The 21,954-nt window shown below is 52.5% G+C and carries 19 protein-coding genes; 14 read left to right on the top strand and 5 right to left on the bottom strand.

Going from position 1 to position 21,954, the window contains the following annotated elements:
• Positions 1 to 33: 33 nt before the first annotated feature.
• The 13 genes from trmJ to der all read left to right on the top strand — a co-directional run bounded on the left by trmJ (position 34) and on the right by der (position 13,032).
• Entirely contained in the window at positions 34 to 807 is a 774-nt protein-coding gene (gene trmJ, locus ONV78_RS29795; RefSeq protein WP_216737419.1) for a tRNA (cytosine(32)/uridine(32)-2'-O)-methyltransferase TrmJ, read from the top strand.
• Positions 808 to 819: 12 nt separating this feature from the next.
• Positions 820 to 1,581 (top strand): serine O-acetyltransferase, encoded by a 762-nt coding sequence (cysE, locus tag ONV78_RS29790; protein WP_279508198.1) that lies wholly within the window; start codon positions 820 to 822, stop codon positions 1,579 to 1,581.
• 78 nt (positions 1,582 to 1,659) lie between these two features.
• The gene (gene iscR / locus ONV78_RS29785; protein ID WP_279508197.1) at positions 1,660 to 2,139 is read left to right on the top strand and encodes a Fe-S cluster assembly transcriptional regulator IscR; all 480 of its coding nucleotides are present in this window, start codon (positions 1,660 to 1,662) and stop codon (positions 2,137 to 2,139) included.
• Positions 2,140 to 2,213: 74 nt separating this feature from the next.
• Positions 2,214 to 3,395 (top strand): IscS subfamily cysteine desulfurase, encoded by a 1,182-nt coding sequence (locus ONV78_RS29780; RefSeq protein ID WP_279508196.1) that lies wholly within the window; start codon positions 2,214 to 2,216, stop codon positions 3,393 to 3,395.
• Between the two features lie 249 nt (positions 3,396 to 3,644).
• Positions 3,645 to 4,073, top strand: coding sequence for a nucleoside-diphosphate kinase (gene ndk / locus ONV78_RS29775; RefSeq protein ID WP_127972100.1), 429 nt, complete (start codon positions 3,645 to 3,647; stop codon positions 4,071 to 4,073).
• 70 nt (positions 4,074 to 4,143) lie between these two features.
• A complete protein-coding gene (gene rlmN / locus ONV78_RS29770; protein ID WP_279508194.1) occupies positions 4,144 to 5,280 on the top strand; it encodes a 23S rRNA (adenine(2503)-C(2))-methyltransferase RlmN in 1,137 nt (378 codons plus the stop codon).
• A gap of 59 nt (positions 5,281 to 5,339) precedes the next feature.
• Entirely contained in the window at positions 5,340 to 6,167 is an 828-nt protein-coding gene (pilW, locus tag ONV78_RS29765; protein ID WP_279508192.1) for a type IV pilus biogenesis/stability protein PilW, read from the top strand.
• A gap of 2 nt (positions 6,168 to 6,169) precedes the next feature.
• Positions 6,170 to 7,165 carry a RodZ domain-containing protein gene (locus ONV78_RS29760; protein WP_279508190.1) on the top strand — a complete coding sequence of 332 codons (996 nt, stop codon included), beginning with the start codon at positions 6,170 to 6,172 and terminating at the stop codon, positions 7,163 to 7,165.
• A gap of 12 nt (positions 7,166 to 7,177) precedes the next feature.
• Positions 7,178 to 8,290 carry a flavodoxin-dependent (E)-4-hydroxy-3-methylbut-2-enyl-diphosphate synthase gene (gene ispG, locus ONV78_RS29755; protein WP_127972092.1) on the top strand — a complete coding sequence of 371 codons (1,113 nt, stop codon included), beginning with the start codon at positions 7,178 to 7,180 and terminating at the stop codon, positions 8,288 to 8,290.
• A 119-nt stretch (positions 8,291 to 8,409) separates the two neighbouring features.
• On the top strand, positions 8,410 to 9,687 hold the full coding sequence (gene hisS / locus ONV78_RS29750; RefSeq protein ID WP_279508239.1) for a histidine--tRNA ligase: 1,278 nt from the start codon (positions 8,410 to 8,412) through the stop codon (positions 9,685 to 9,687).
• A 37-nt stretch (positions 9,688 to 9,724) separates the two neighbouring features.
• Positions 9,725 to 10,378, top strand: coding sequence for a tetratricopeptide repeat protein (locus tag ONV78_RS29745; RefSeq protein WP_279508189.1), 654 nt, complete (start codon positions 9,725 to 9,727; stop codon positions 10,376 to 10,378).
• Positions 10,379 to 10,385: 7 nt separating this feature from the next.
• Complete coding sequence (gene bamB, locus ONV78_RS29740; protein ID WP_216737428.1) at positions 10,386 to 11,540, top strand: outer membrane protein assembly factor BamB; 1,155 nt, start codon at positions 10,386 to 10,388, stop codon at positions 11,538 to 11,540.
• Between the two features lie 73 nt (positions 11,541 to 11,613).
• Complete coding sequence (der, locus tag ONV78_RS29735; protein ID WP_279508188.1) at positions 11,614 to 13,032, top strand: ribosome biogenesis GTPase Der; 1,419 nt, start codon at positions 11,614 to 11,616, stop codon at positions 13,030 to 13,032.
• A gap of 45 nt (positions 13,033 to 13,077) precedes the next feature.
• Here der and pta read toward each other — a convergent pair whose 3' ends face one another.
• From pta to ONV78_RS29720, 3 genes are all read right to left on the bottom strand, one after another.
• On the bottom strand, positions 13,078 to 15,225 hold the full coding sequence (gene pta, locus ONV78_RS29730) for a phosphate acetyltransferase (RefSeq protein ID WP_279508187.1): 2,148 nt from the start codon (positions 15,223 to 15,225) through the stop codon (positions 13,078 to 13,080).
• A gap of 60 nt (positions 15,226 to 15,285) precedes the next feature.
• Positions 15,286 to 16,488 carry an acetate kinase gene (locus tag ONV78_RS29725; RefSeq protein ID WP_279508186.1) on the bottom strand — a complete coding sequence of 401 codons (1,203 nt, stop codon included), beginning with the start codon at positions 16,486 to 16,488 and terminating at the stop codon, positions 15,286 to 15,288.
• A gap of 106 nt (positions 16,489 to 16,594) precedes the next feature.
• Positions 16,595 to 19,015 (bottom strand): EAL domain-containing protein, encoded by a 2,421-nt coding sequence (locus tag ONV78_RS29720; protein WP_279508185.1) that lies wholly within the window; start codon positions 19,013 to 19,015, stop codon positions 16,595 to 16,597.
• A 231-nt stretch (positions 19,016 to 19,246) separates the two neighbouring features.
• Between ONV78_RS29720 and ONV78_RS29715 the strand changes: the two genes are divergently transcribed.
• Complete coding sequence (locus ONV78_RS29715; protein ID WP_279508184.1) at positions 19,247 to 19,624, top strand: hypothetical protein; 378 nt, start codon at positions 19,247 to 19,249, stop codon at positions 19,622 to 19,624.
• Positions 19,625 to 19,671: 47 nt separating this feature from the next.
• Here ONV78_RS29715 and ONV78_RS29710 read toward each other — a convergent pair whose 3' ends face one another.
• Positions 19,672 to 20,454: a TatD family hydrolase gene (locus ONV78_RS29710; RefSeq protein WP_279508183.1), complete on the bottom strand. Its 783-nt coding sequence runs from the start codon at positions 20,452 to 20,454 to the stop codon at positions 19,672 to 19,674.
• 84 nt (positions 20,455 to 20,538) lie between these two features.
• On the bottom strand, positions 20,539 to 21,750 hold the full coding sequence (locus ONV78_RS29705) for an HDOD domain-containing protein (RefSeq protein WP_279508182.1): 1,212 nt from the start codon (positions 21,748 to 21,750) through the stop codon (positions 20,539 to 20,541).
• Positions 21,751 to 21,954: the final 204 nt, after the last annotated feature.

The raw sequence follows: 21,954 nt of genomic DNA, 5'->3' as shown, positions 1-21,954 counted from the left end.
GCTACCATTGCGCACTTTTAAAAAGGTGTAAAAATGCTGGAAAACATCCGTATTGTGCTGGTCAACACCTCTCATCCCGGTAATATCGGCGCTACGGCGCGCGTGATGAAAAACATGCGGCTGTCTCGATTAGTGCTGGTGGAGCCAGATCGATTTCCAGATGATGATGCAATAAGTCGTGCATCCGGAGCCTTAGATGTTTTGGACGGCGCTCAAGTGGTTGCGAGTTTGGATGAGGCTATCGCTGGTTGTGTCCTAGTGGTGGGAACCAGCGCAAGAGGCCGGAGTATTCCCTGGCCAGTGAGAAATCCGCGAGATTTGGCGGATGATGTCTATGATCATATTGCGACGACCCAGGGCGAGGTGGCGATTGTATTTGGGCGGGAAGAGCGGGGGCTCACCAATGAAGAGCTGCAACGTTGTCATCTGCATGTTCATATTCCGTCAAATCCTGATTACTCATCTTTAAACGTTGCGATGGCGGCGCAAGTGATTTGTTACGAGCTCCACATGCGGTGGCTGCTTGAAAACGAAGAGAATCAATCATATATCCAGAGGTTGGACGGTCCTGGCGATACAGGGTGGGATGTCGAAGCCGCGACGGCGGATGAAGTTGAGCGCTATCTGGTCCACTTGGAGCAAACGCTCATCGATATCGACTTCCATGATCCGGAAAATCCAAGGCAATTGATGTCGCGACTGCGGCGACTGTATCAGCGCGCGCGTTTGGATAAGATGGAAATTAACATTCTGCGAGGCATTCTACGATCCACGCAGAAAGTGGCGGGAACTTGGCAAAAGAAATAATCGGGGCGAATCATGCTAGCACAGTTAAAAGAGGACATAAGAAGTGTCTTTCACCGGGACCCGGCGGCTAGAAACGCCTTTGAGGTGCTGACTTGCTACCCCGGCCTGCATGCGTTATTGGCGCATCGAATTAGTCACTGGTTGTGGAAAAAGGGATTGAAATGGTTGGCGCGTTTTCTTTCCACATTCAGTCGTTGGATGACCGGGATTGAAATACATCCGGGTGCGAAGATTGGTCGCCGTTTTTTTATCGATCACGGCATGGGAGTGGTGATTGGGGAAACTGCGGAAATCGGTGACGATGTGACCCTGTATCAGGGGGTGACTTTGGGAGGAACCAGCTGGAATGCGGGCAAACGTCATCCTACGCTAGGAAATGGCGTGGTCGTTGGTGCTGGCGCCAAGATCCTGGGGCCATTCACTGTAGGGGATAACTCGAAAGTGGGTTCCAATGCTGTGGTCACTAAGGAAGTGCCGCCTAATGCCACAGTGGTGGGCATTCCGGGGCGCGTGATCGTCAAGAAGACAGAGTCGGAAGCCGATCGCCGTAAAGCTATGGAAGAGAAAATGGGCTTTGATGCATATGGACTGAGCGAAGAGATGCCTGATCCGGTGGCGCGCTCTATTCGCGCAATGCTGGATCATATGCAGGCGGTGGACGATCGTCTGGAGTCCATGTGCAAGTGCCTGCATAAGTTGGACGTGGAATATCGAAATGGTGAGCTGCCCCCTCTGAAGAGTGAGGATTTTGAATGTGTCCGCGAAGACAAGTAGTCTGCCGACATAATCCGTAATACTTGATCAGTTTGCAGGGTCATTTCATAATGCCCTAAATTATTTAGGGGTTTGATCATGCGCTTGACCACCAAAGGCCGCTATGCGGTGACCGCCATGCTGGATTTGGCGCTGCACGGTGATGGCGGCCCTGTCAGTCTGGCGGATATCTCGGCGCGTCAGGGCATCTCGCTTTCATATCTTGAGCAACTGTTCGCCAAATTGAGGCGTAATCGTCTGGTGTCCAGCGTCAGAGGGCCTGGCGGTGGTTATAGGTTGGCGCGCCCGCTCGGCGAGACCGCGGTAGCTGAAATTATAGAGGCGGTTAACGAATCAATAGATGCGACAAGGTGTGGACGAAAAGGGGACTGTCAGGGTGGCGAAATTTGTCTAACCCATCATTTGTGGCAGGACCTCAGCGAACGTATTCATGATTATCTCAGTAGTATCAGTCTGGAGGAGCTTGTCTCCAGTCGGGCGGTGCGGGAAATCGCCGAGAGGCAGAGCGAAAGAAAACGAGCGGGCGAGACAGGCATCTCTTTAGTTGATATTGGTTAACCTGATTTCTCTCGTGTCACTGTTAAAGCAGGCGCGGGGAGCGCTGAAGTACTTGGATATGGATAATTGAAATAATGAAGAAACCTATATATCTCGACTATGCCGCCACTACCCCGGTGGACCCCAGGGTCGCCGAGGCGATGAGCAACTGTCTGACGTTGGATGGCGTCTTCGCTAACCCGGCGTCCCGCTCGCATATATACGGCTGGCGCGCAGAGGAGATGGTGGAGAAAGGGCGTCGCCAGGTGGCGGATCTAATTGGCGCCGATCCTCGGGAGATTGTTTGGACTTCCGGCGCCACGGAGGCGGATAACCTCGCTATTAAAGGTGTGGCGAGTCGCTATGCTGAAAAAGGTCGTCATATCATTACCAGTGCGATTGAGCACAAAGCTGTGCTGGACCCTTGCGCCTACCTCGAAAAGCAGGGTTATGACGTGACTTATCTGAAACCAGATAAAGATGGAGTCATCAGCCCGGAGTCGGTTAAGAATGCGCTGCGCGACGATACTATTCTCGTTTCTCTGATGCACGCCAATAATGAACTGGGTAGCGTTAACGATATTCAGGCCATTGGTGAGCTGTTGCGTGGGCATCAAGCTTTTTTTCATGTGGATGCGGCGCAGTCTGTGGGCAAGTTGGTCGTTGATATGAAAACCATGCCTGTCGACCTGTTGTCCTGTTGTGCGCATAAAATTTACGGGCCTAAAGGCATAGGGGCGCTCTACGTTCGAAGAAACCCATTTGTCGGCGTAGACGCTCAGATCCATGGTGGCGGCCATGAGCGGGGCATGCGCTCCGGTACGCTGCCAACTCATCAAATTGTTGGTATGGGTGTGGCTTTCGAGCTGGCTGGAGAAAGCCTGGCGGAAGAAGCTGAGCGACTGACAGGGTTGCGCGACAGATTGTGGCGGTCGCTGTCTGTATTGCCAGAGATCCATTTGAACGGTTCCGAATCCAATAGGCTACCGGGTACGTTGAATATTAGTTTCGGGTATGTCGATGGCGAGTCGCTGCTGATGGCTATGCGAGACCTTGCGGTCTCAACCGGCTCGGCATGTACCTCCGCTTCGCTTGAGCCCTCCTATGTGTTGAGGGGGGTTGGCGTGCCGGATGAGTTGGCGCTCAGCTCTCTGCGTATTTCTATGGGGCGTTTTACTCAGGAAGAAGATGTTGATGTCGCCGCGGATGTCATTATCACTGCAGTGAATAAATTGCGCGAGTTGTCGCCGGCGTGGAAGGCGAAGCTGGGCAATTAGTGCAGTAAAACCCTGATAGAGGGCGCTTTCTTTATTCTTGTTAACAAAATTTAAATCTGCGTCTGATGCAATTTTAAGCTGAATGCATCGGGCGTCCGCTGTCGCAATTGTCGCTCGTTTGACACTTATGTCGCGGGCGTCTTTTTCGTGTTAGGAGCGGAGTGTAACTTTCCCTGGAACATGCGTATAATCGCCTGTTCAGAATATAAACCTAAAGTTGTTATAACCCTGATTTTGGAGAGCATATCGATGGCCGTAGAACGTACGCTGTCAATCATCAAGCCCGACGCAGTGGCTAAAAATGTAATCGGCGAAATCTATTCGCGTTTTGAGAAAGCCGGTCTGCGTGTTGTGGCTGCAAAAATGCTGCACCTGTCGCAAGAGCAGGCTGAAGGCTTTTATGCTGAACACAAAGAACGTGGATTTTTCCCCGATCTGGTTGCTTTCATGACTTCCGGTCCTGTTGTTGTTCAAGCGCTGGAAGGTGAAAACGCCATCGCTCTGAACCGTCAACTGATGGGCGCAACCAACCCTAAAGAAGCTGAGCCAGGCACTATTCGCGCAGACTTCGCTTCCTCTATTGACGCGAACGCGGTGCACGGCTCCGACTCTGCAGCGTCTGCAGAGCGCGAAGTGGCTTATTTCTTCAGCGAGAACGAAATCTGCCCACGCAGCTGATATAAACTTATCAGTCAAGGCAATTAATCGAGTGCAGCACTATCGCTGCACTCTTTTTAAGAGGTAAAGCATGTCAGGCGCCAACGCTAAAATTAACTTACTGGGAATGAATCGTTCCGATCTCGAGTCTTTTTTCGAGTCGTTGGGAGAGAAAAAATTCCGCGCCACTCAGTTGATGAAGTGGATGTATCACCTTGGCGTATCTGACTTTGACCTCATGACGAATATGAGTAAGGCGCTACGGGAAAAGCTGAAAGAAGTAGCTGAAGTCTCCGTGCCTGAAGTTATTTATGAAGATATTTCTGCTGACGGCACCCGTAAGTGGGTTATGCGATTGGCCGGTGGCAACAGTATTGAAACTGTTTATATTCCGGATAATGGCCGGGGTACATTGTGTGTTTCTTCACAGATAGGGTGCTCCCTCGATTGCAGTTTCTGTTCTACTGGAAAGCAGGGCTTCAACCGTAATTTGAGCTCCGCTGAAATAATCGGTCAGTTGTGGATAGCAGCTAGATCTTTCGGCGATTATGATCTTTCCAAAGAGCGCTACGTCACCAACATTGTCTTTATGGGAATGGGCGAGCCCTTATTGAATTTCGACAACGTCGTGCGCGCCTGCGATGTCATGATGGATGACTTCGGCTTCGGTATTTCCAAGCGCCGACTGACCGTCAGCACTTCTGGACTTGTTCCCGCCCTTGATAAGCTGGGTGATGTGACGGATGTCTCTCTCGCCATTTCCTTGCATGCGCCAAATAATCCGTTGCGAGATGTGCTAGTTCCAGTCAATAAAAAGTATCCGATAGAAGAGCTGTTGGCGGCCTGTCATCGTTATTTGAGCAAACTGTCCGACAAGCGTCGAATTACAGTGGAGTACACTCTGATTGCAGGTGTAAACGACAGTGAGACGCACGCAGGTGAATTGCGTGACTTATTGCGCGACCTACCATGCAAGATTAACTTGATTCCATTCAATCCGTTCCCCAACAGCGGTTATGAGCGTCCCTCCCGAAACGCGACATTAAGGTTCCAAAAAGTACTGAGCGATGCAGGCTATGTCGCCACCGTTCGCACCACGCGCGGTGATGATATTGATGCCGCCTGCGGCCAGTTAGTGGGGCGCGTCGAAGATCGGACGCGGAGAAGCCAGAAGTATATCCCTCTGCAAAACATTAATGTTTCCCCTGACGGCAGAGCTTCTGCTTAGTCAAGCAGAATAGTTGGACGTAGTCTTCCGCTTCCTGATAAGCAAGGCTGTTTATTACATTGAAAGTAAAACAGGAATTGATAGCTAAGTTGAGAAAAATGGAAAACGTCAAACGCACTATTAAAACTGTAGTATTGGCGGTTGTATTGGGGGGCGTACTTGTAGGGTGCGTTACGACTGTTACCGGACCCTACACTGACAAAGCGTCTGAGGATAAGGCGGTTCAACAATATGTTCAGTTGGGATTAGCGTATTACCAACAAGGCGATTTGGATAGCGCACAGCAAAAGCTGAGGCGCGCGCTTGAGATAAAGCCAAATAATGCTGAGGCGCTGGCGGCTCTTGGTCTAGTCTATCAGCAACAAAAAGAACCACAGCTGGCTGAAAAACAATTTAAATCCGCGCTTCGTTCGGATTCCGGTTTTACTCGAGGTCGCACCTACTACGCAGCTTACCTTTATGAAGAGGGGCGTTATAAAGAGGCTGTAGAGCAGCTTGATCGGGCTTCTGAAGATGTAAGCTATGAAAGCAGGGCCCAAGTTTTCAGTAATATAGGCCTTATTCGTTTGCGGATGGGAGATATTGAGCCTGCCATAAAAGCCTATGAAAAATCGCTAACACTGAGGCATGGTCAGCCTAATGTGGTATACGCATTAGCCTCTTTATATTTTGAGAAAGGCCAATTATCGCAGGCTGATAAACTGTACAGTTCGTTTTGGGAGTCAGTGCGCAGAGGCGGGGCTTCACATTCACCCGCGAGCTTGGCGTTGGGAATTAAAATCGCCAGGGAGAAGAAGGATTTGAATGAGGAGGCATCTTTGATGTTGTTGCTGAAGAACATGTTTCCCAACTCCGCTGAATATAAAACGATGAAAGGAAGTAGTTGATTATGTCGTCCGAGGCCGCATCCAACCCCGCCGCTAATGATCGACCGGGCAGCCGATTGCGTCAGGCCCGGGAGAATTTGGGCTGGAGCATCCCGGAGACAGCCGAGCGGCTGCATGTTATTCCACGTTATGTAAAAGCTATTGAGGATGGCGAACATAGTCAGCTTCCTGGCTTAGTGTTCTTGAAAGGTTATGTTAGAGCTTACGCCCGTTTGGTCAATTTGTCTGAGGACAGGGTGATCGAAGATCTGGAGCAAGAATTATCTCTGGAAGACGGCGGCTTTACGGAAGAAAGATCAGCTCCTACGCCATCCTATGAGGAAAAGCCTAAGAGTGGCGGAGGGTTGTGGCTGATAATACTGGCGTTGGCGGTTGCTGCGGGACTCATCTACTTCTTCCTCTCGGGACGAGAGTTAGTACCCTCGGAGAAAGCTGAGTCGACGGTCCAGGAACCGGAAACTTCTGTCGAAAATTTGGCTGTGTCTGGCGGCGACAGTGGCGATGTGGTTGAGCCGCTGGTCCCAGCTGATGAGCAATATGTCACTGACACTGAAGTTGAACCAATACCGCTGGACAGTTCAAGTCGCGAGGAAGATGATCAGGAGCCGTCCCCTGAAGATTTTCTACAGCCAGAAGATGTTGGCGCTTCTGAGCCCTCGACAAGTGAGCAAGCCCCGGTGGCGAGTGAGATCTCTGCTTCCGTTGAATCGGCGCCTTCTGCTGTGTCCGAGTCCCCGACGCCTCAAACTGCGATAGGTAAAGTTGCTGTTCGTGCGACATTTGTTGGGGATTGCTGGTTTGATTTGAGAGATAAGAGCAACAACCGCGTTGTGGGCTTATACCGCCAGGGCGATGTGGTTGATTTTCAAGGGGAGTATCCTTTGCGCTTTATTATCGGCGCGGTGGACGCTGTGAAGTTGGAGGTAAATGGCAACCCTCTGGATTTCGGGCAATACCGAGTACGCAATAACCGTGTTGAAATGACCTTGGAACGTTGAGGTTCTGTTTTTATGCATTTTGAGTCACCGATAAAAAGGCGACGTTCGCGCCAGATTATGGTTGGCGCTGTGCCGGTTGGTGGAGATGCGCCTATCGCTGTACAGTCTATGACGAACACTGAGACCTGCGATGTTGACGCGACTGTAGCGCAGATCGAAAAGCTGCAGCAAGCCGGGGCGGATATTGTCCGAGTATCGGTTCCAACTATGGATGCGGCGGAAGCCTTTGCTGCTATCAAACAAAGAGTTACTTTACCTTTGGTGGCGGATATCCACTTCGACTACAAGATCGCGCTTCGGGTTGCTGAGGTGGGAGTCGACTGTCTCCGTATCAACCCGGGAAATATTGGCAGGGAGGACCGCGTGCAAGCGGTGATCAGCGCTGCCAAAGATAACGGTATCCCGATTCGTATTGGAGTTAACGCCGGGTCGCTGGAAAAAGACTTACAGAAAAAATATGGGGAGCCTACGCCGGAAGCCCTGGTGGAATCCGCGATGCGCCATATCGATATTCTTGATCGTCATGACTTTCAGAACTTTAAGGTGAGTTTGAAAGCGTCAGATGTTTTCATGACCGTAGCGGCCTATCGCCAGATTGCAGGCCAGATTGAACAACCACTTCATCTTGGTATTACCGAGGCAGGTGGATTCCGCTCTGGCGCCGTCAAATCCGCCATTGGGTTGGGAATGCTTCTGATGGATGGTATTGGCGATACGATTCGTGTTTCTTTGGCGGCGGATCCAGTCGAAGAGATTCGCGTCGGCTACGATATTCTCAAGAGCCTTAAGCTGCGTACTAAGGGGATTAACTTTATCGCCTGCCCCAGTTGCTCCAGGCAGAATTTCGACGTGATCAAGACAATGAACGAACTTGAGCGTCGCCTTGAGGACATCAACACGCCGCTGGACGTGGCAGTCATTGGCTGTGTTGTCAATGGGCCTGGAGAAGCGAAAGAGGCGGACGTAGGTTTGACCGGTGGTTCACCTTCCAACCTGATTTATGTGGGCGGTAAGCCAGACCACAAACTGAATAATGATGAGTTGGTTGAGCGTTTTGAGTCGCTAATCCGCAGCAAGGCCGCGGCTAAGCAAGAAGAGCTGGACGCGTTGATCGCAAAAGGGTAAATATCTCCCCCGCGACATCATTTGCTCAAAGGTTCGAGCCTTTAAGTCATTAGCACAAATTTGAACATTGTCGGAGCGTCAATATCCGACAATCAGGAAACTTTTTAGTTAGAGGTAATATTTTGGCGCGTATTCAGGCTATTCGGGGCATGAACGATGTGCTGCCAGAGCAAACGCCAGTCTGGCGTTATCTGGAAGAAACAGCACGTTGCCTGTTTGAACAATATGGCATTGAAGAAATCAGAATGCCGATTGTCGAGCAGACGGATCTGTTCAAGCGCTCAATTGGCGAAGTGACGGATATCGTCGAAAAGGAAATGTACACCTTTGAAGATCGCAACGGCGACAGCCTGACCTTGCGTCCAGAGGGAACGGCTGGGTGCGTGCGCGCTGGAGAAGAGCATGGGTTGTTGTTTAATCAAACCCGCCGTCTCTGGTATAGCGGTCCCATGTTCCGTCATGAACGGCCTCAAAAAGGCCGCTATCGTCAGTTTCATCAAATTGGCGTGGAGTGTTTCGGCTTTAATGGTCCGGACATCGATGCCGAGCTGATCATCATGACAGCCAGATTGTGGAAGAAGCTTGGACTTTCTGAGCATGTCCAGCTGCACATCAACTCTATTGGTAGTTCGGAAGCGCGAGCGGAATATCGACAGGCTTTGGTTGCATATCTAAGCCAATTTGAGGACCAGCTTGACGAGGATAGTCGGCGCAGGCTGTCCACCAATCCTCTGCGTATATTGGATAGCAAAGACGCCAAGACTCAGGAAATTCTCAAAAATGCGCCTCTGTTCAATGACTTCTTGGATGCAGAGTCCGCCCAGCATTTTGCTGGACTTAGAGCGTTTCTGGACAGGGCTGGTTTGAGCTATACCGTAAACCCGAAACTGGTTCGCGGGCTGGATTATTACGGCAAGACCGTTTTTGAATGGATCACTGATTCGCTTGGAGCGCAAGGCACTGTTTGCGCTGGCGGCCGCTATGATGGTCTGGTTGCGCAATTGGGAGGCAAAGGTACGCCTGGAGTCGGTTTCGCCATGGGCGTTGAGCGCTTGGTATTGATGCTGGAAACCTTAAGTCTGACGCCTGCCAGTCTGCAGGATCGCGCTGATTTCTTTATAGCGGCGCTTGGTGGAGACGCTGAGGCATACGCTTTTGATGTTGCTGAGCAGCTGAGAGACCTGCAGCAGAACGTCCGAGTCGTTATGAATTGCGGAGGCGGCAGCTTTAAAGCCCAGATGAAGAAAGCGGACAAGAGCACGGCGGCTTATGCGCTCTTGTTAGGCGAGAACGAAGTAAATCAGCGTGAGGTAACGATCAAGCCTCTTCGCACTGATCAGACACAAAAAACGCTGTCGCTGGAAGAGTTTATCCAGCGCGCGCCACAAATGATTTAATCACAGTTATTGATGCTTATTGTTGAGGAGAAGACAAGTGGATTCATTGCGCACAGAAGAAGAACAAATCGCCGCCATTAAGAATTGGTGGAAGGAAAACGGCAATGCGCTCTTGATTGGCATCGGGTTGGCTCTGGCTGCGATTTTTGGCTGGAAAGCTTATCAGCAGAACGAAATACAAAAGAAAGAAGAGGCGTCGCAGATGTACCAGGAACTGGTGCAGGCGGCTGGCGCGGCGCAAGTCTCTGACGACGAAAAGTCACAGGCTAACATCTCATTCCTGGCGACTGAGCTTCAGACTAAATTTCCAGGTACAACTTATGCGCTTTATGCAAAGTTGTTTGAAGCGCAGCAAGCGGTAGAGAAAAAGGATTTCGCTGGTGCGGAAACCGCATTAAAAACAGCCGCGTCGGAGACTGAAGACGAGGCGCTCAAGCGCGTAGTGTCTTTGCGGGTGGCGCGCGTATTGGCGGCGCAGCAGAAATTTGATGATGCGCTGGCGGCCCTGAAAGTACAGAAAGGCGATGCGTTTTACTCTCACTTTCAGGAGCTCGCTGGAGATATTCTGAAGATGAAGGGAAGTCGTGCGGAAGCTAAAGCGGCCTATGAGCAGGCGCTGGCTGACGCAAAAGAGCATGAATTGCCGACTGAGCTATTGCAGATTAAGTTGAACGATTTGGCGGACGTATAAATCTATCATGAAGTTCCGAATTCAATGGCGCCCGTTAGGGGCGCTTTTTTTCGTTATGGCAGGGTTACTGAGCGGTTGCGGCAGCGACGATGTGCGTCCCGATCCCGCTGAGCTGAAATCCTTTACTCCCGAGGTAGAGCTGAAGCGTCTATGGTCCCGCTCTATTGGAGACGGGCAGGATGAGCAGTTTTTGAAGTTCGCGCCTTTTGTCGTCGATGACAAAATATACGCAAACGATATTGACGGCGAAGTCTATGCGATTGAACTGGAAAGCGGTAAACGTCTGTGGGATATCGACCTGGATGAGCCGTTGGTTGGCGGCGTAGGGGGCGACTATCGCAGAGTTTTTGTCGCCACTCTTGACGGCGAGCTGCTGGCGTTGAACCGGGAAAATGGAGAGATACTGTGGCGCGCGCCTACTTCCAGTGAAGTGTTGGCTCCGGCTGTATCCGGTTCAGGCAAGGCCATTGTGCAGACACTGGATGGAAAATTGGCCGCCTATGACGTAGAAGACGGCAAGAAGCTGTGGGAATTCGCCAGCAATGAGCCTGCACTGACTCTTCGGGGCACTGCGAAGCCGGTGTTGCTGCAGGACGGCGTCATTTCCGGTATGGCGAATGGTTCCGTCGTCGCCGTCAGCGTTAACGATGGTCAGCTATACTGGGAACAGCGCTTAGCGACGCCGAAGGGGCGTACTGAGCTTGAGCGTCTTGTGGATATTGATGGCGATGTATTGGTTCAGGATGGCGCACTGTTCGCGGTTTCCTATCAGGGCCAGCTGTCACGTCTGAGTCCGATGAATGGCAAGGAAGAGTGGTCCATGCCTATGTCCAGCTATGTGACGCCTGGCATTGGGTTTACCAATATCTATGTTTCCACGACTGAAGGGGATGTGGTCGCCGTAGACAGAAATTCCAAAAAGGAAATTTGGCGGCAGTCTGATTTGTCCTATCGCGAGCTGTCTTCCCCCGTCGTTTGGGGTAACTACCTGGCGGTAGGCGATCTGGAAGGCTATGTGCATATATTGTCGCAGGTGGATGGCCGCATGCTGGCGCGGATTCATCCTGCCGGCGAACCCATAAACGCCGCTCCGCTGATTTATGGTAATCATTTGATTATTCTGGGCAGCGACGGCGATTTGAGCGTTTGGGACATTAAGTAATTTTGATGCGCGGCGGTTTAAGTCGCGTTTCTTGTATAAGTTGTAACCGTATTATTTAGAGATATCCGCGATCATGAAACCGGTAATCGCCCTCGTGGGGCGGCCAAATGTTGGCAAGTCCACGCTGTTTAATCGCATGACCCGCAGCCGCGACGCGATCGTCGCTGACCTGCCGGGCCTGACCCGCGACCGTAAATACGGCGAAGGCGAGTTGGAAGGTAAACACTATATTGTCGTTGATACCGGGGGGATTACCGGGGAAGAGCAGGGCATAGACGCCGCCATGGCGGGGCAGTCATTCACCGCCATGAACGAGGCGGATGTGGTGCTGTTTGTGGTGGACGCGCAAGCAGGCGTTACGCCCGCAGACGAAATGATCGCCAAAGAATTGCGCGTACGTGGCAAGCCCACCATTTTAGTGGTGAACAAAATTGATGGTATGCAGCCGGAAGTGGCGGCGGCGGACTTTTTCGCGATGGGTTTTCAGGAGTACATGTACACGGCTGCCTCACATAACCGCGGCGTGCGTTCATTGCTCGAAAAAGCGTTAGAGCCGTTTCCAGAGCAGGAGTTGCTGGAAGGCGAAGATGACTCCGGTATCCGCATTGGCATTATCGGTCGCCCCAACGTTGGTAAATCAACGCTGGTGAACCGTTTGTTGGGTGAGGATCGCGTTGTGGTATTCGACCAGCCCGGCACCACCCGGGACTCTGTCTATATCCCCTACGAGCGATTGGGCGAGCGTTATACCCTGATTGATACAGCAGGGGTGCGTCGGCGTAAGAACGTCAGCGAGGCGGTGGAAAAATTCTCTATAGTGAAGACCTTGCAGGCGATCAAGGACGCGCATGTGGTTATGCTGGTCTTGGACGCTCGTGAAGGCATTGTTGACCAGGATTTGCATTTGCTTGGTTTCGCCATTGAAGCCGGGCGTGCCTTGGTACTGGCGATCAACAAGTGGGACGGTATGTCTCAGGACGACAAGGATAACGTGCGTCGTGAGATCGATCGACGCATGGGGTTTGTGGAATACGCGCAGATCCACTTTATTTCCGCGTTGCATGGCACCGGCGTTGGGCATTTGTACGAGTCAGTGCATGAGTGCTTTGACAGCGCTATGGCCAAGTGGTCCACCAACCAGTTGACCACACTGTTGGAAGACGCTGTTTCCCAGCATCAGCCGCCAATGGTCAACGGACGTCGCATCAAGTTGCGTTATGCGCACCAAGGCGGCTCGAATCCCCCGCTTATCATTGTGCATGGCAACCAGACTGACGCTCTGCCAAACAGCTACAAGCGTTATCTGGAGAACACTTTCCGCAAAGTGCTAAAAGTGGTCGGTACGCCGATTCGCTTTGAGTTCCGTAGCGGCGAGAACCCCTTTGCAGGCAGAAAGAACAAGCTTTCGCCACGTCAGCAGAAGAAAAAAGAGCGCTTGATGAAGCACGTTAAGAAGCTCAAACATAAGCAGAAACGCAAGAAATCCCGCTAACATCGTTTCTTGCGTTAAGCGTCGCCGGAGTCCCGGCGACGTCTCTTAATTTTCCATTACTTCTGTGTTTTGCGTCGCCTGAACTGCTGTCAGCGCGATGGTGTAGACGATATCCTCCACCAGCGCCCCACGAGACAGATCATTAACCGGCTTCTTTAAACCCTGTAGCATCGGGCCCATGCTGATGACATTGGCGCTGCGCTGCACTGCCTTGTAAGTGGTGTTGCCGGTATTCAAATCAGGAAATACGAATACGGTCGCCTTGCCCGCTACTTTGCTGTCCGGGGCTTTGGTCTTGGCTACGTCCTCAATGGCGGCGGCGTCATATTGTAAAGGGCCGTCCAAAGGTAGATCCGGACGTTTCTCATGGGCAAGTTTTGCGGCGGCTCTTACTTTATCGACGTCGCTGCCGGTGCCTGAATCGCCAGTGCTGTAGCTGAGCATCGCCACACAGGGTTCTATGCCGAATAGGACGGCGGAATCAGCGCATTGGAGGGCGATGTCGGCGAGTTCCTCGGCATCTGGGTCTGGGTTTATGGCGCAATCGCCATACACAAGAACTTGTTCTGGCAGACACATAAAGAAGACCGAAGACACAATACGGCATCCCTTACGGGCTTTGATAAGCTGTAGAGCCGGGCGCACTGTATTGGCGGTGGTATGCACGGCGCCGGACACTAATCCGTCCACTTCGCCAAGCGCCAGCATCATGGTGGCCAGCACGACATTATCTTCCAGTTGCGCCTCCGCCATTTGCGGCGTCAATCCTTTGTGCTTACGCAGCTCCACCATGGGTGAAATGTATTTCTCTCTGACTTGATCCGGCTCGATGATCTGAATAGCGTCTGGCAATTGCACGCCCTGAGCTTCGGCGACGGAAATAATTTCCTGGCGCTTGCCTATCAAGATGCATTTCGCAATGCCGCGCTCATGACAAATGGTGGCGGCTTGTATGGTTCGTGGCTCGTTGCCTTCGGGAAGAATAATCGTCTTGTTGGCTTCCTTCGCCCGTTTCGATAGCTGGTAGCGGAATGCCGCTGGCGACATGCGAGGCTTGCGCGGCAGGCTGACGGATTGTTTGAGCCATTCAGGGTCAATATGGCCGGACACGCTGGCGATAACGGACTCGATACGCTCCAGGTCGTCCAGGGGCACTTCGGTGTCCATGCGTGACACCATGCTGGCAGTAACGTAGGTGTCCTTACGGGTGCTCAGCACGGGAAGACCGGTATCCAGTGCGGACTGGCATAATTTCAGCGTGCGAGGGTCCGGTTTCAAGCCGCCGGTCAGCAATAGGCCCGCCAGGGGGATGCCGGTCAGGGCGGCGGCGCAACTGGTGACGAAAATATCTTCACGATCACCGGGCGTGATGATCAATGCGCCTGGCTTCAGGCGGCTGACCATATTGGGAATGGTGCGGGCGCACACGGTCGTGTGGAGTACTCTGCGTTGCCTGGATTTGCCTTCGTTCAAATACTCCGCTTCCAGTTCTTCAACAATGTCTGAGGTCCTGGGCGCAACCAGATCGGCGCGCCAGGGAATGCTGGCGATGAGGCGGAAATGAGATTGCCGGAATACGTTGCACTCTTTTCCATAATCATGTCTTTCGGCGGGAATCTCGTCCTCATCTCCGTCGTCGCTAAAGGGCGGCTCGTCGCCGTGAGGGGCATGAACCTTGTTGAGCACACAACCGACTACATCAGGGTCCGACGGGTCCGCAAATAATCGGGCGGCAAGAGACAGGTGATCGTCCAGGTCTTGCGGAGGCATGCCATCAGGCGCGGCGACCAGGATGACTTCAGCGTCGAGGTTGCGCGCCACCTCTACATTCAGGCGGGCTGAGTAATCGTCGCCGGGTGGAGGCGCGACGCCTTCCACGATGACGACGTCGGCCTCTGTATCCACTTTGTGAAATAGCGCGATGGTTTGCTCCATCAGCAGAGGCGTTTGCTGCTGGCTCATCAGACTGTGGGCGTAGCGTAATGGCATGGGCTCAGGGACTGTTAAGCCCATTTTTTCCCGGGTGAATACAATTGAACGATCCGTTTCATGATGATTATCGCGGGGTTGTGCGAATGGTTTGAAAAACGCGACGCGCAGCCCCACGCTATCGTAGGCCCTGAGTAAGCCAAGGCAGACGGAGGTCAAACCTACCGCGACGGAGGCGGGGGCGATAAAGAGAACTTTGGCCACGATGATTCCTCTTGGTTAGGGCGGTGAAAACATGGCGACGTTCGATGACGTCTACAGCGATTATTTGTTGCGCCTAATCAACGCCAGGGTGTCTCTGGCGATAAGAAGTTCCTCGTTGGTGGGAACGACCATGATGTTTAGCGTGTCGTCCTTGGATATGCGTCCCTGGCTTTCTTCTCCGTGGCGGTGGTTCGCCTCGTCATCCATGTCGACGCCCAGGGGCTTGAGCCATGCGCATACCTTGGCGCGTACGGGCGCTGCATTTTCGCCGATGCCCCCGGTGAAAATAATGGCGTCCAGCGGTGCCGTCGCCAGATAGTAGCCGGCGATCGTTTTCGCCAGCCGATAGCAAAAAATATCGATCGCCAGGGTTGCCTGCTGATGGCCTTCATCACTGAGACGCAGCAGCTCGCGCATATCATTGCTGACTTCCGAGACGCCAAGCAGTCCACTCTCCTTGTTGAGCAGGTGCGATAGCTGATCGGGTGTGTAATTCAGCGTCTGCGTCAAATGCAGGACCAGACCGGGGTCGAGATCGCCGCAGCGGGAACCCATTACGAGGCCTTCCAGGGGCGTCAATCCCATACTGGTGTCGACTGAGACGCCGCCTTTAATAGCGGCGGCGCTGCATCCGTTACCGAGATGAGCGCTGATGAAATTGCAGTCGTTCAGCGATTTGCCAAGCAGGTCTGCGGCGCGTCCAGCGACAAAGCGATGGCTGGAGCCGTGAAATCCGTAGCGCCTGAGTCCATGCTCTCGATACAGCTCGTAGGGAAGGGCGTAAGTGTACGCGTACTCCGGCAGGGTCTGATGAAAAGACGTGTCGAATACCGCGACTTGATTTAGGTTCGGATACTTCTGCGCAATCGCCTTGATGCCCAGCAAGTTTACCGGGTTGTGCAAGGGCGCCAGCTTGGCGCACTGTTCAATCTTGGCGATGACCTGCTCGTCAATAATGGCTGAGTCGCGAAAAGTCTCGCCGCCATGCACGACTCGGTGTCCGACGCCTGTCAGGTCCTTAGCGTCGATATCATGCTCATGCATATGTTGGAACAGTTGGTCGATGACGCGGCTATGGTCTGCGTTGGGGCAAGGTTGGCGCTTGTCTTCTTCGTGACGCCAGCGCATGCGAAAATTGGCTTCGGCGGAGCCCAGACGTTCGGCGATGCCGGTGAGTAGGGGAGCGTCTTGCTCGGGGTCGATAATGGCGAACTTGAGTGAAGAACTTCCACTGTTCAACACCAGAATAAGTTTTCCTGTCATGCCTGCCTTGGATGCTTGTTTTCCGGTGACTTAAAAGCCGGGGCGATGATTCGCCCCTCAAGTATGGCTCATGATGACGACTGGCGCCTGTGAGCGCAAGGGGCGTTTAGGTGGCGTAGGCGCGCCGGTTTTCCGATATCCAGTTGCAGAAATCGCTTTCCGCCACTGGTCGGTTGTAATAGTAACCCTGTGCGTAATCGCAGCCTTTGGAGCGCAGGAACTGCATCTGCGCTGCATCTTCCACGCCTTCGCCGATGACTTTGAGGCCCAGACTGTGAGCCATGGTGATGATCGCTGTCACCAGGGCCGCGTCTTCCGCCTCGGTGTTGACATCCTTGACGAAGGAGCGGTCAATTTTCAGGGAGTCAAATGGGTAGCTCTTCAGGTAGCTGAGTGCGGAATAACCGGTGCCGAAGTCGTCCACGGACAGTTTTACGCCCATTGCGTCCAGCTTGTGCAAGATCTCAAAGGTCTCTATTGAGTCATCCAGCAACAGTCTTTCCGTGATTTCCAGCTCCAGGTATTCGCCCGCCAGGTCGTTGACCTCAAGCGCTTTTTGCACGGTATCGATGAATTTGAGGTCGCGGAATTGACGTGGCGAGACGTTGACGGCGATCGTCAGTTTCAGTCCGGTATCCTCATGCCACTTTTTCACGTCTCGACAAGCGGTATGCAGCACCCATTCGCCGATGGAAGTGATTAGCCCGGTTTCTTCCGCCAGTGGGATGAATTTGTCCGGGGCCACCAGTCCCAGCAAAGGGTTATCCCAGCGAATCAAGGCTTCAGCGCCGACCAACTGCCCGCTGGCGGTCTCTACAATCGGCTGGTAATACAGCAGCAATTCGTCTTGTTCAAGGGCCTTACGTAATTGCGTCTCCAGCTTGAGGCGTTCTCTGGATTGCTGGTTAAGGTCTGGGGTGAAGCGGTGGTAGGCGCTCTTGCCTTTGTGCTTGGCCTGATACATGGCCGCGTCAGCCTGCTGCAGCAACGTGCTTGAGTTTTCACTATCCGTTGGATAAATGGCGATGCCGATACTGGTGCTGACGAATATTTCCTGATTGTTGAGCAGGAAGGGGGAAGAAAACGCCTGGAGGATGCGAGCGGCGACCAGCTCGGAATCTTCGGGCGACTCCAGCGACGGCAGAATGATCAGGAACTCATCTCCGCCCAAACGGGCTACCGTGCTGTTGCCGCGCAGAGATGAAGCGATGCGGCGTGAGGCCTCAATCAGCAGTGTGTCGCCATTGTCGTGGCCGAGGGTGTCGTTGATGTGCTTGAAGTTATCCAAGTCCAGGAACATCAGGCCCACCTGCGATTTGTCGCGGCGGGATTGCGCCAGCGCCAATTTGAGACGATCCAGCGCCAACATGCGGTTTGGCAGGCCGGTCAGCAGGTCATAATTGGCTTGCCGCAGTAATTGTTGCTCGTAACGCTTACGTACGCTGATGTCCTCGCCCAGAATCAGATACTGAGACGACTCGCCATCGGTGTCACGGATGGGAGTGATCACCACTTGTTCCCAGAACTTCTCGCCACCATGACGGGTGCTGTGCATTTCCCCCTGCCACATGCCCGCGCGCTCAACCTGAATCTCAATGTTGTGCCAGAGCTGTTCATTCTGAGACTCATCCGGGCTGATATGCGTCAGAGTTTTGGGGTGCTTGCCGATAATCGAGTTCAAATTATGACCGGTTAACTGGCTGAACTTCTGGTTTGCGTAGGTAATTTTCCAGCGCTTATCGCAGATCAATACAGAGGAGGGGCTTTGCTCAATGGCCAAGGACAACTTACGGATTTCCGCCGCGTCCAGCTTCTGCTTCTCAATATCGTTCAGCAAGGTGAGGCGCATTTCGTTGATAGCGTCCGTCACACGCTGCAGCTCATCCGGCGGTTGGCCACTCTTTTGTGAACGGTCCAAGGCCAAAGGCGTATCCAGCTGGTGAATATTAAGGCCGCGGGCGTAATTCGCCATTTTGGATAGATGACGTGTCACCAGATACTGAAATATCCATAGGATCAGTACGGAAATGAAAAAGGTTTTAAACGCCTGGGTTGTCATGATGACGAAGATGCGCTGCCGCAACTGGCGATAGATATCGTCAAGGCTGGCGGTGATTGTCAGTTCACCCAGCTCATACAAATCGTCGGATGAGTGCTGCAGCTTGATTTTATGCTTGATCGTCGGAATCCGCGGAGGGATCTCGCCCATCTCGATTTCCGAGTCCGGATAAATCTGCAGATGCAGGTGCACGATGTCGGGCAGGTTCAATATGCCCTGCATTTGCACGCGCAGTAATTTCTGGTCGAGAGACCATAGGCTGCGCGCCAGCGAGGACTGGTAACTGGTTTCGATCAGATTCATGCGCTGATCGACCAACGAAACGTCTTTCCGATAGTCCGCATAAACCTGGATGCCTGTGGCGAACAGCGTAAACAGGGAGCTACATACAAGGATGTAGCCCAACATGCGAAAAGAAAGCGGAGAGGTCTCGCGAAAATTCCAGACTTTGCGAAACAGGTTACTCATTATTCGCGGGTGCTCTTTTTTCTTTCATGTAGGTAAAAAAGCAGCTCAAAGTCTTTTCATGGCGCAACAGACCGGCAGCATTGGAATATATTAAACATTATAAACTTAGCCCAGCTTTCCACCTCGCGCAAAGCGTCAAACAAGGCAAAATTGGATTATTGACTCAGGTTGCAATTGTTCTGTTCAAAATTTAACCGCTTTGTGCAATACTTAGGAATGGAGGTGCGTTCTATGGCTGATAATACTGTAAACAGTTTGGCGACCAGTTCTTTGCAGCAACTTGATGCAGGTCGGTCGCGAGAACGTGAGCAAACCCGTCAGAATGTCGACAATGCGCAAACCCAGGCCCGGGAGACGACGCCCGCCGTTGAGGTGGAGCTTTCTCAGGAAGGCCGGGAATTGAGTCTGGCGAACAGTCAACAGGTTAACGCCTCGACTGAGACGGAACGGACTCAAGGCGCTGCTGAAAACGCCGCATCAACGGCGAATTTGGCTGAAACGGAAGAGGATCAATCACCGCCTCCCCGTGAAAGCGCTTCGCAGACGACTCGACAGTTTGACCGGACCGCTAACGAGGCATTGGGCACCGTTATCGATATCCGATCCTGACGAGTTCCCGCTGACGCGGAACCGCATTGCGGACAATTCGCCGCCGCTTAACCCGTTTGGAACAGGCGGCGGGCGTTTTCCGCAGTGTAGCTGCGCACGTCTTCTTCTGTCTCACCACGATACTGCGCCACTATACGAATCACTTCCTGCACAAACCATGGGAAATTGGTGTTATTGCGCGGACGCGGTTTAATACTTCTCGGCATAAGAAACGGACTGTCCGTTTCGACGAGAAGTCTGTCGCGAGGAACCTCTTTTACTAAATTCACCAGATCGCCCGCTCTACGCTCGTCGCATATCCAGCCTGTGACGCCAATGTGCAAACCCAGATCGAGATAGCCAAAGAGCGCCTCCCGGGTTCCGGTGAAACAATGCGTCACGCCGTGCTCGAAGCAATTCCGGTGCGCTTTGAGTATCTCCATTTGACGCGTGTAGGCGTCTCTTTCATGGAGATAAAGCGGTTTCTGGAATTCGCGATTCAATTCAAGTTGAGCCGTGAACGCCCATTCCTGATCTTCGGGAGTGGAAAAGTTGCGATTGAAATCCAGCCCCATTTCACCCACGGCGACGACATGAGGTTGTTGGAGCAGCGACTTCAAGGTTTTCAGGCCTTCCTGATCTAGCGTTTTGGCGTCGTGAGGATGCACGCCTGCAGTGGCGAAGACATAACCAGGATATTCTTCGGCAATTTTTGCAGAGGCGACGCTTTCTTTAACGCTGGTTCCAATGGCGATCATACCCTCGACCCCATGGTCGCGGCTGTCGTCCAGCAATTGCTGTAACTTTCCTTTATAGCGGCCGTTGGTCAAGTTGACGCCGATATCAAACATGCTTAATGAAATCCTTCAAATCAAAGCGCCCATATTAAGCGTCGAAGCAGGATTTTTCCATGTGAGATGAGGATGGGGGCTGGGTCAGGCTCTAAAAGCGGATTGCTCGTTAGCCCACAGAATCGCCTGGCGATAGGTGGCGCTGATTTCTCCGCTATTAATATTCATTTTTTCCAGCAGGTTCCAATGGATGGTGTCCAGTTTGCAGCGCTCGTATTGCAAGGTGGTGTGTAACGCCAGCCCGGGTTTTCCTTTCATTTTTACCAGTGCATCACTGACTCTCTCAGAAAGAGGGAGCTTGTTTAGAATTTCTTCTATGGGCATGTCAAAAAAAGCTTCCAGGCAGGAAAACAGGCCGACGGTGAAATAAAGGTCTGCGGCCTGAGGCTCAATGGACTGGGCAATAAGCTCGCACATGCGGGCGCGAATCAAGGCGATGGTGATCAGCGCTTTAGGTTTGTCCTCAATGTTGGACAGCGCCAATAAGGTCGCCCAAGACTTGATGCGGCTGATCCCCAGCAGCATGACCGCCATATGAATGGATTCGATGGTGCGCGGGCGCCGGTAGGCGGCTGAGTTCACCAGTTGCAGTAGCTTGACGCTTAGAGAGGGATCGCTGGTGATGGTTTTGATGATCTGGTCAATCGACAGCGCCGGGTTTTGCACTTTGGCGATTAATTCCATCACCGCCATTCGGTTATGCGCCAGTTTGCGTCCGGTGACAATTTCCGGCTTGCTGAAAAAATACCCTTGAAACAGGTCGCATCCTAGGTCACGACAGTATTCAAACTCCTCATGGGTCTCTACTTTTTCCGCCAGAAGGGTGATGTTCAGGCCCTTTAGATGTGTGACTGTCTGTTCCAACCTGTCCTTGGAAATGGCGGGAATTTCAAGCTTAACGATAGAGACGTACGGCAGGAGTTCGTCGTACTTGGTGCCTGGGACATAGTCGTCGAGAGCAAGGGTAAAGCCGTTCTTGCCGAGGCGGATGATCGCCGTCACGATCTCATCGGTTAGCTCAATGGTCTCCAGTATTTCAATGACCAGAAGTTCTTTGGAGAAGGGGGGCGGCTGCATTAAAAGCGTTGCGGTGAAGTTTACAAACGCTTTTGCTCCGCCGGTTACTTCTCCGATAGGTATTTCTGTAAAGGCGTTGAGCAAAACCTGAGAGGTGGCCGCATTGCCGTCGAACTGGGCAGGCTGTTCGTTTGAGCGAAACAGCAGCTCGTAACCTACTATCTCTTTTGTTGCGTTAACAATTGGCTGGCGGGCCAGAAGAATCTGCTCAACGGTCATTCATCGCTCCCAAAGCGGGTACGTCACAAAACAGGGAAACCTATTTGAAGTGTAGACTAAATGCCGCTGCGGCTGCGTAAATTTACCCGCCACTGTCGCTGCAATGGGAGGCTGTTCGCACAGAAGAGCAGGGGGGATGGCCGAAAATTGAAATAAAATCGCCCCCTCATGAAAAAATTAGAAATTAGTGTTTGACAGGTATGG

Source organism: Hahella sp. CR1 (assembly GCF_029813005.1).
Taxonomy (GTDB): domain Bacteria; phylum Pseudomonadota; class Gammaproteobacteria; order Pseudomonadales; family Oleiphilaceae; genus Hahella.
This window is presented reverse-complemented; position numbering and strand designations above follow the sequence as displayed.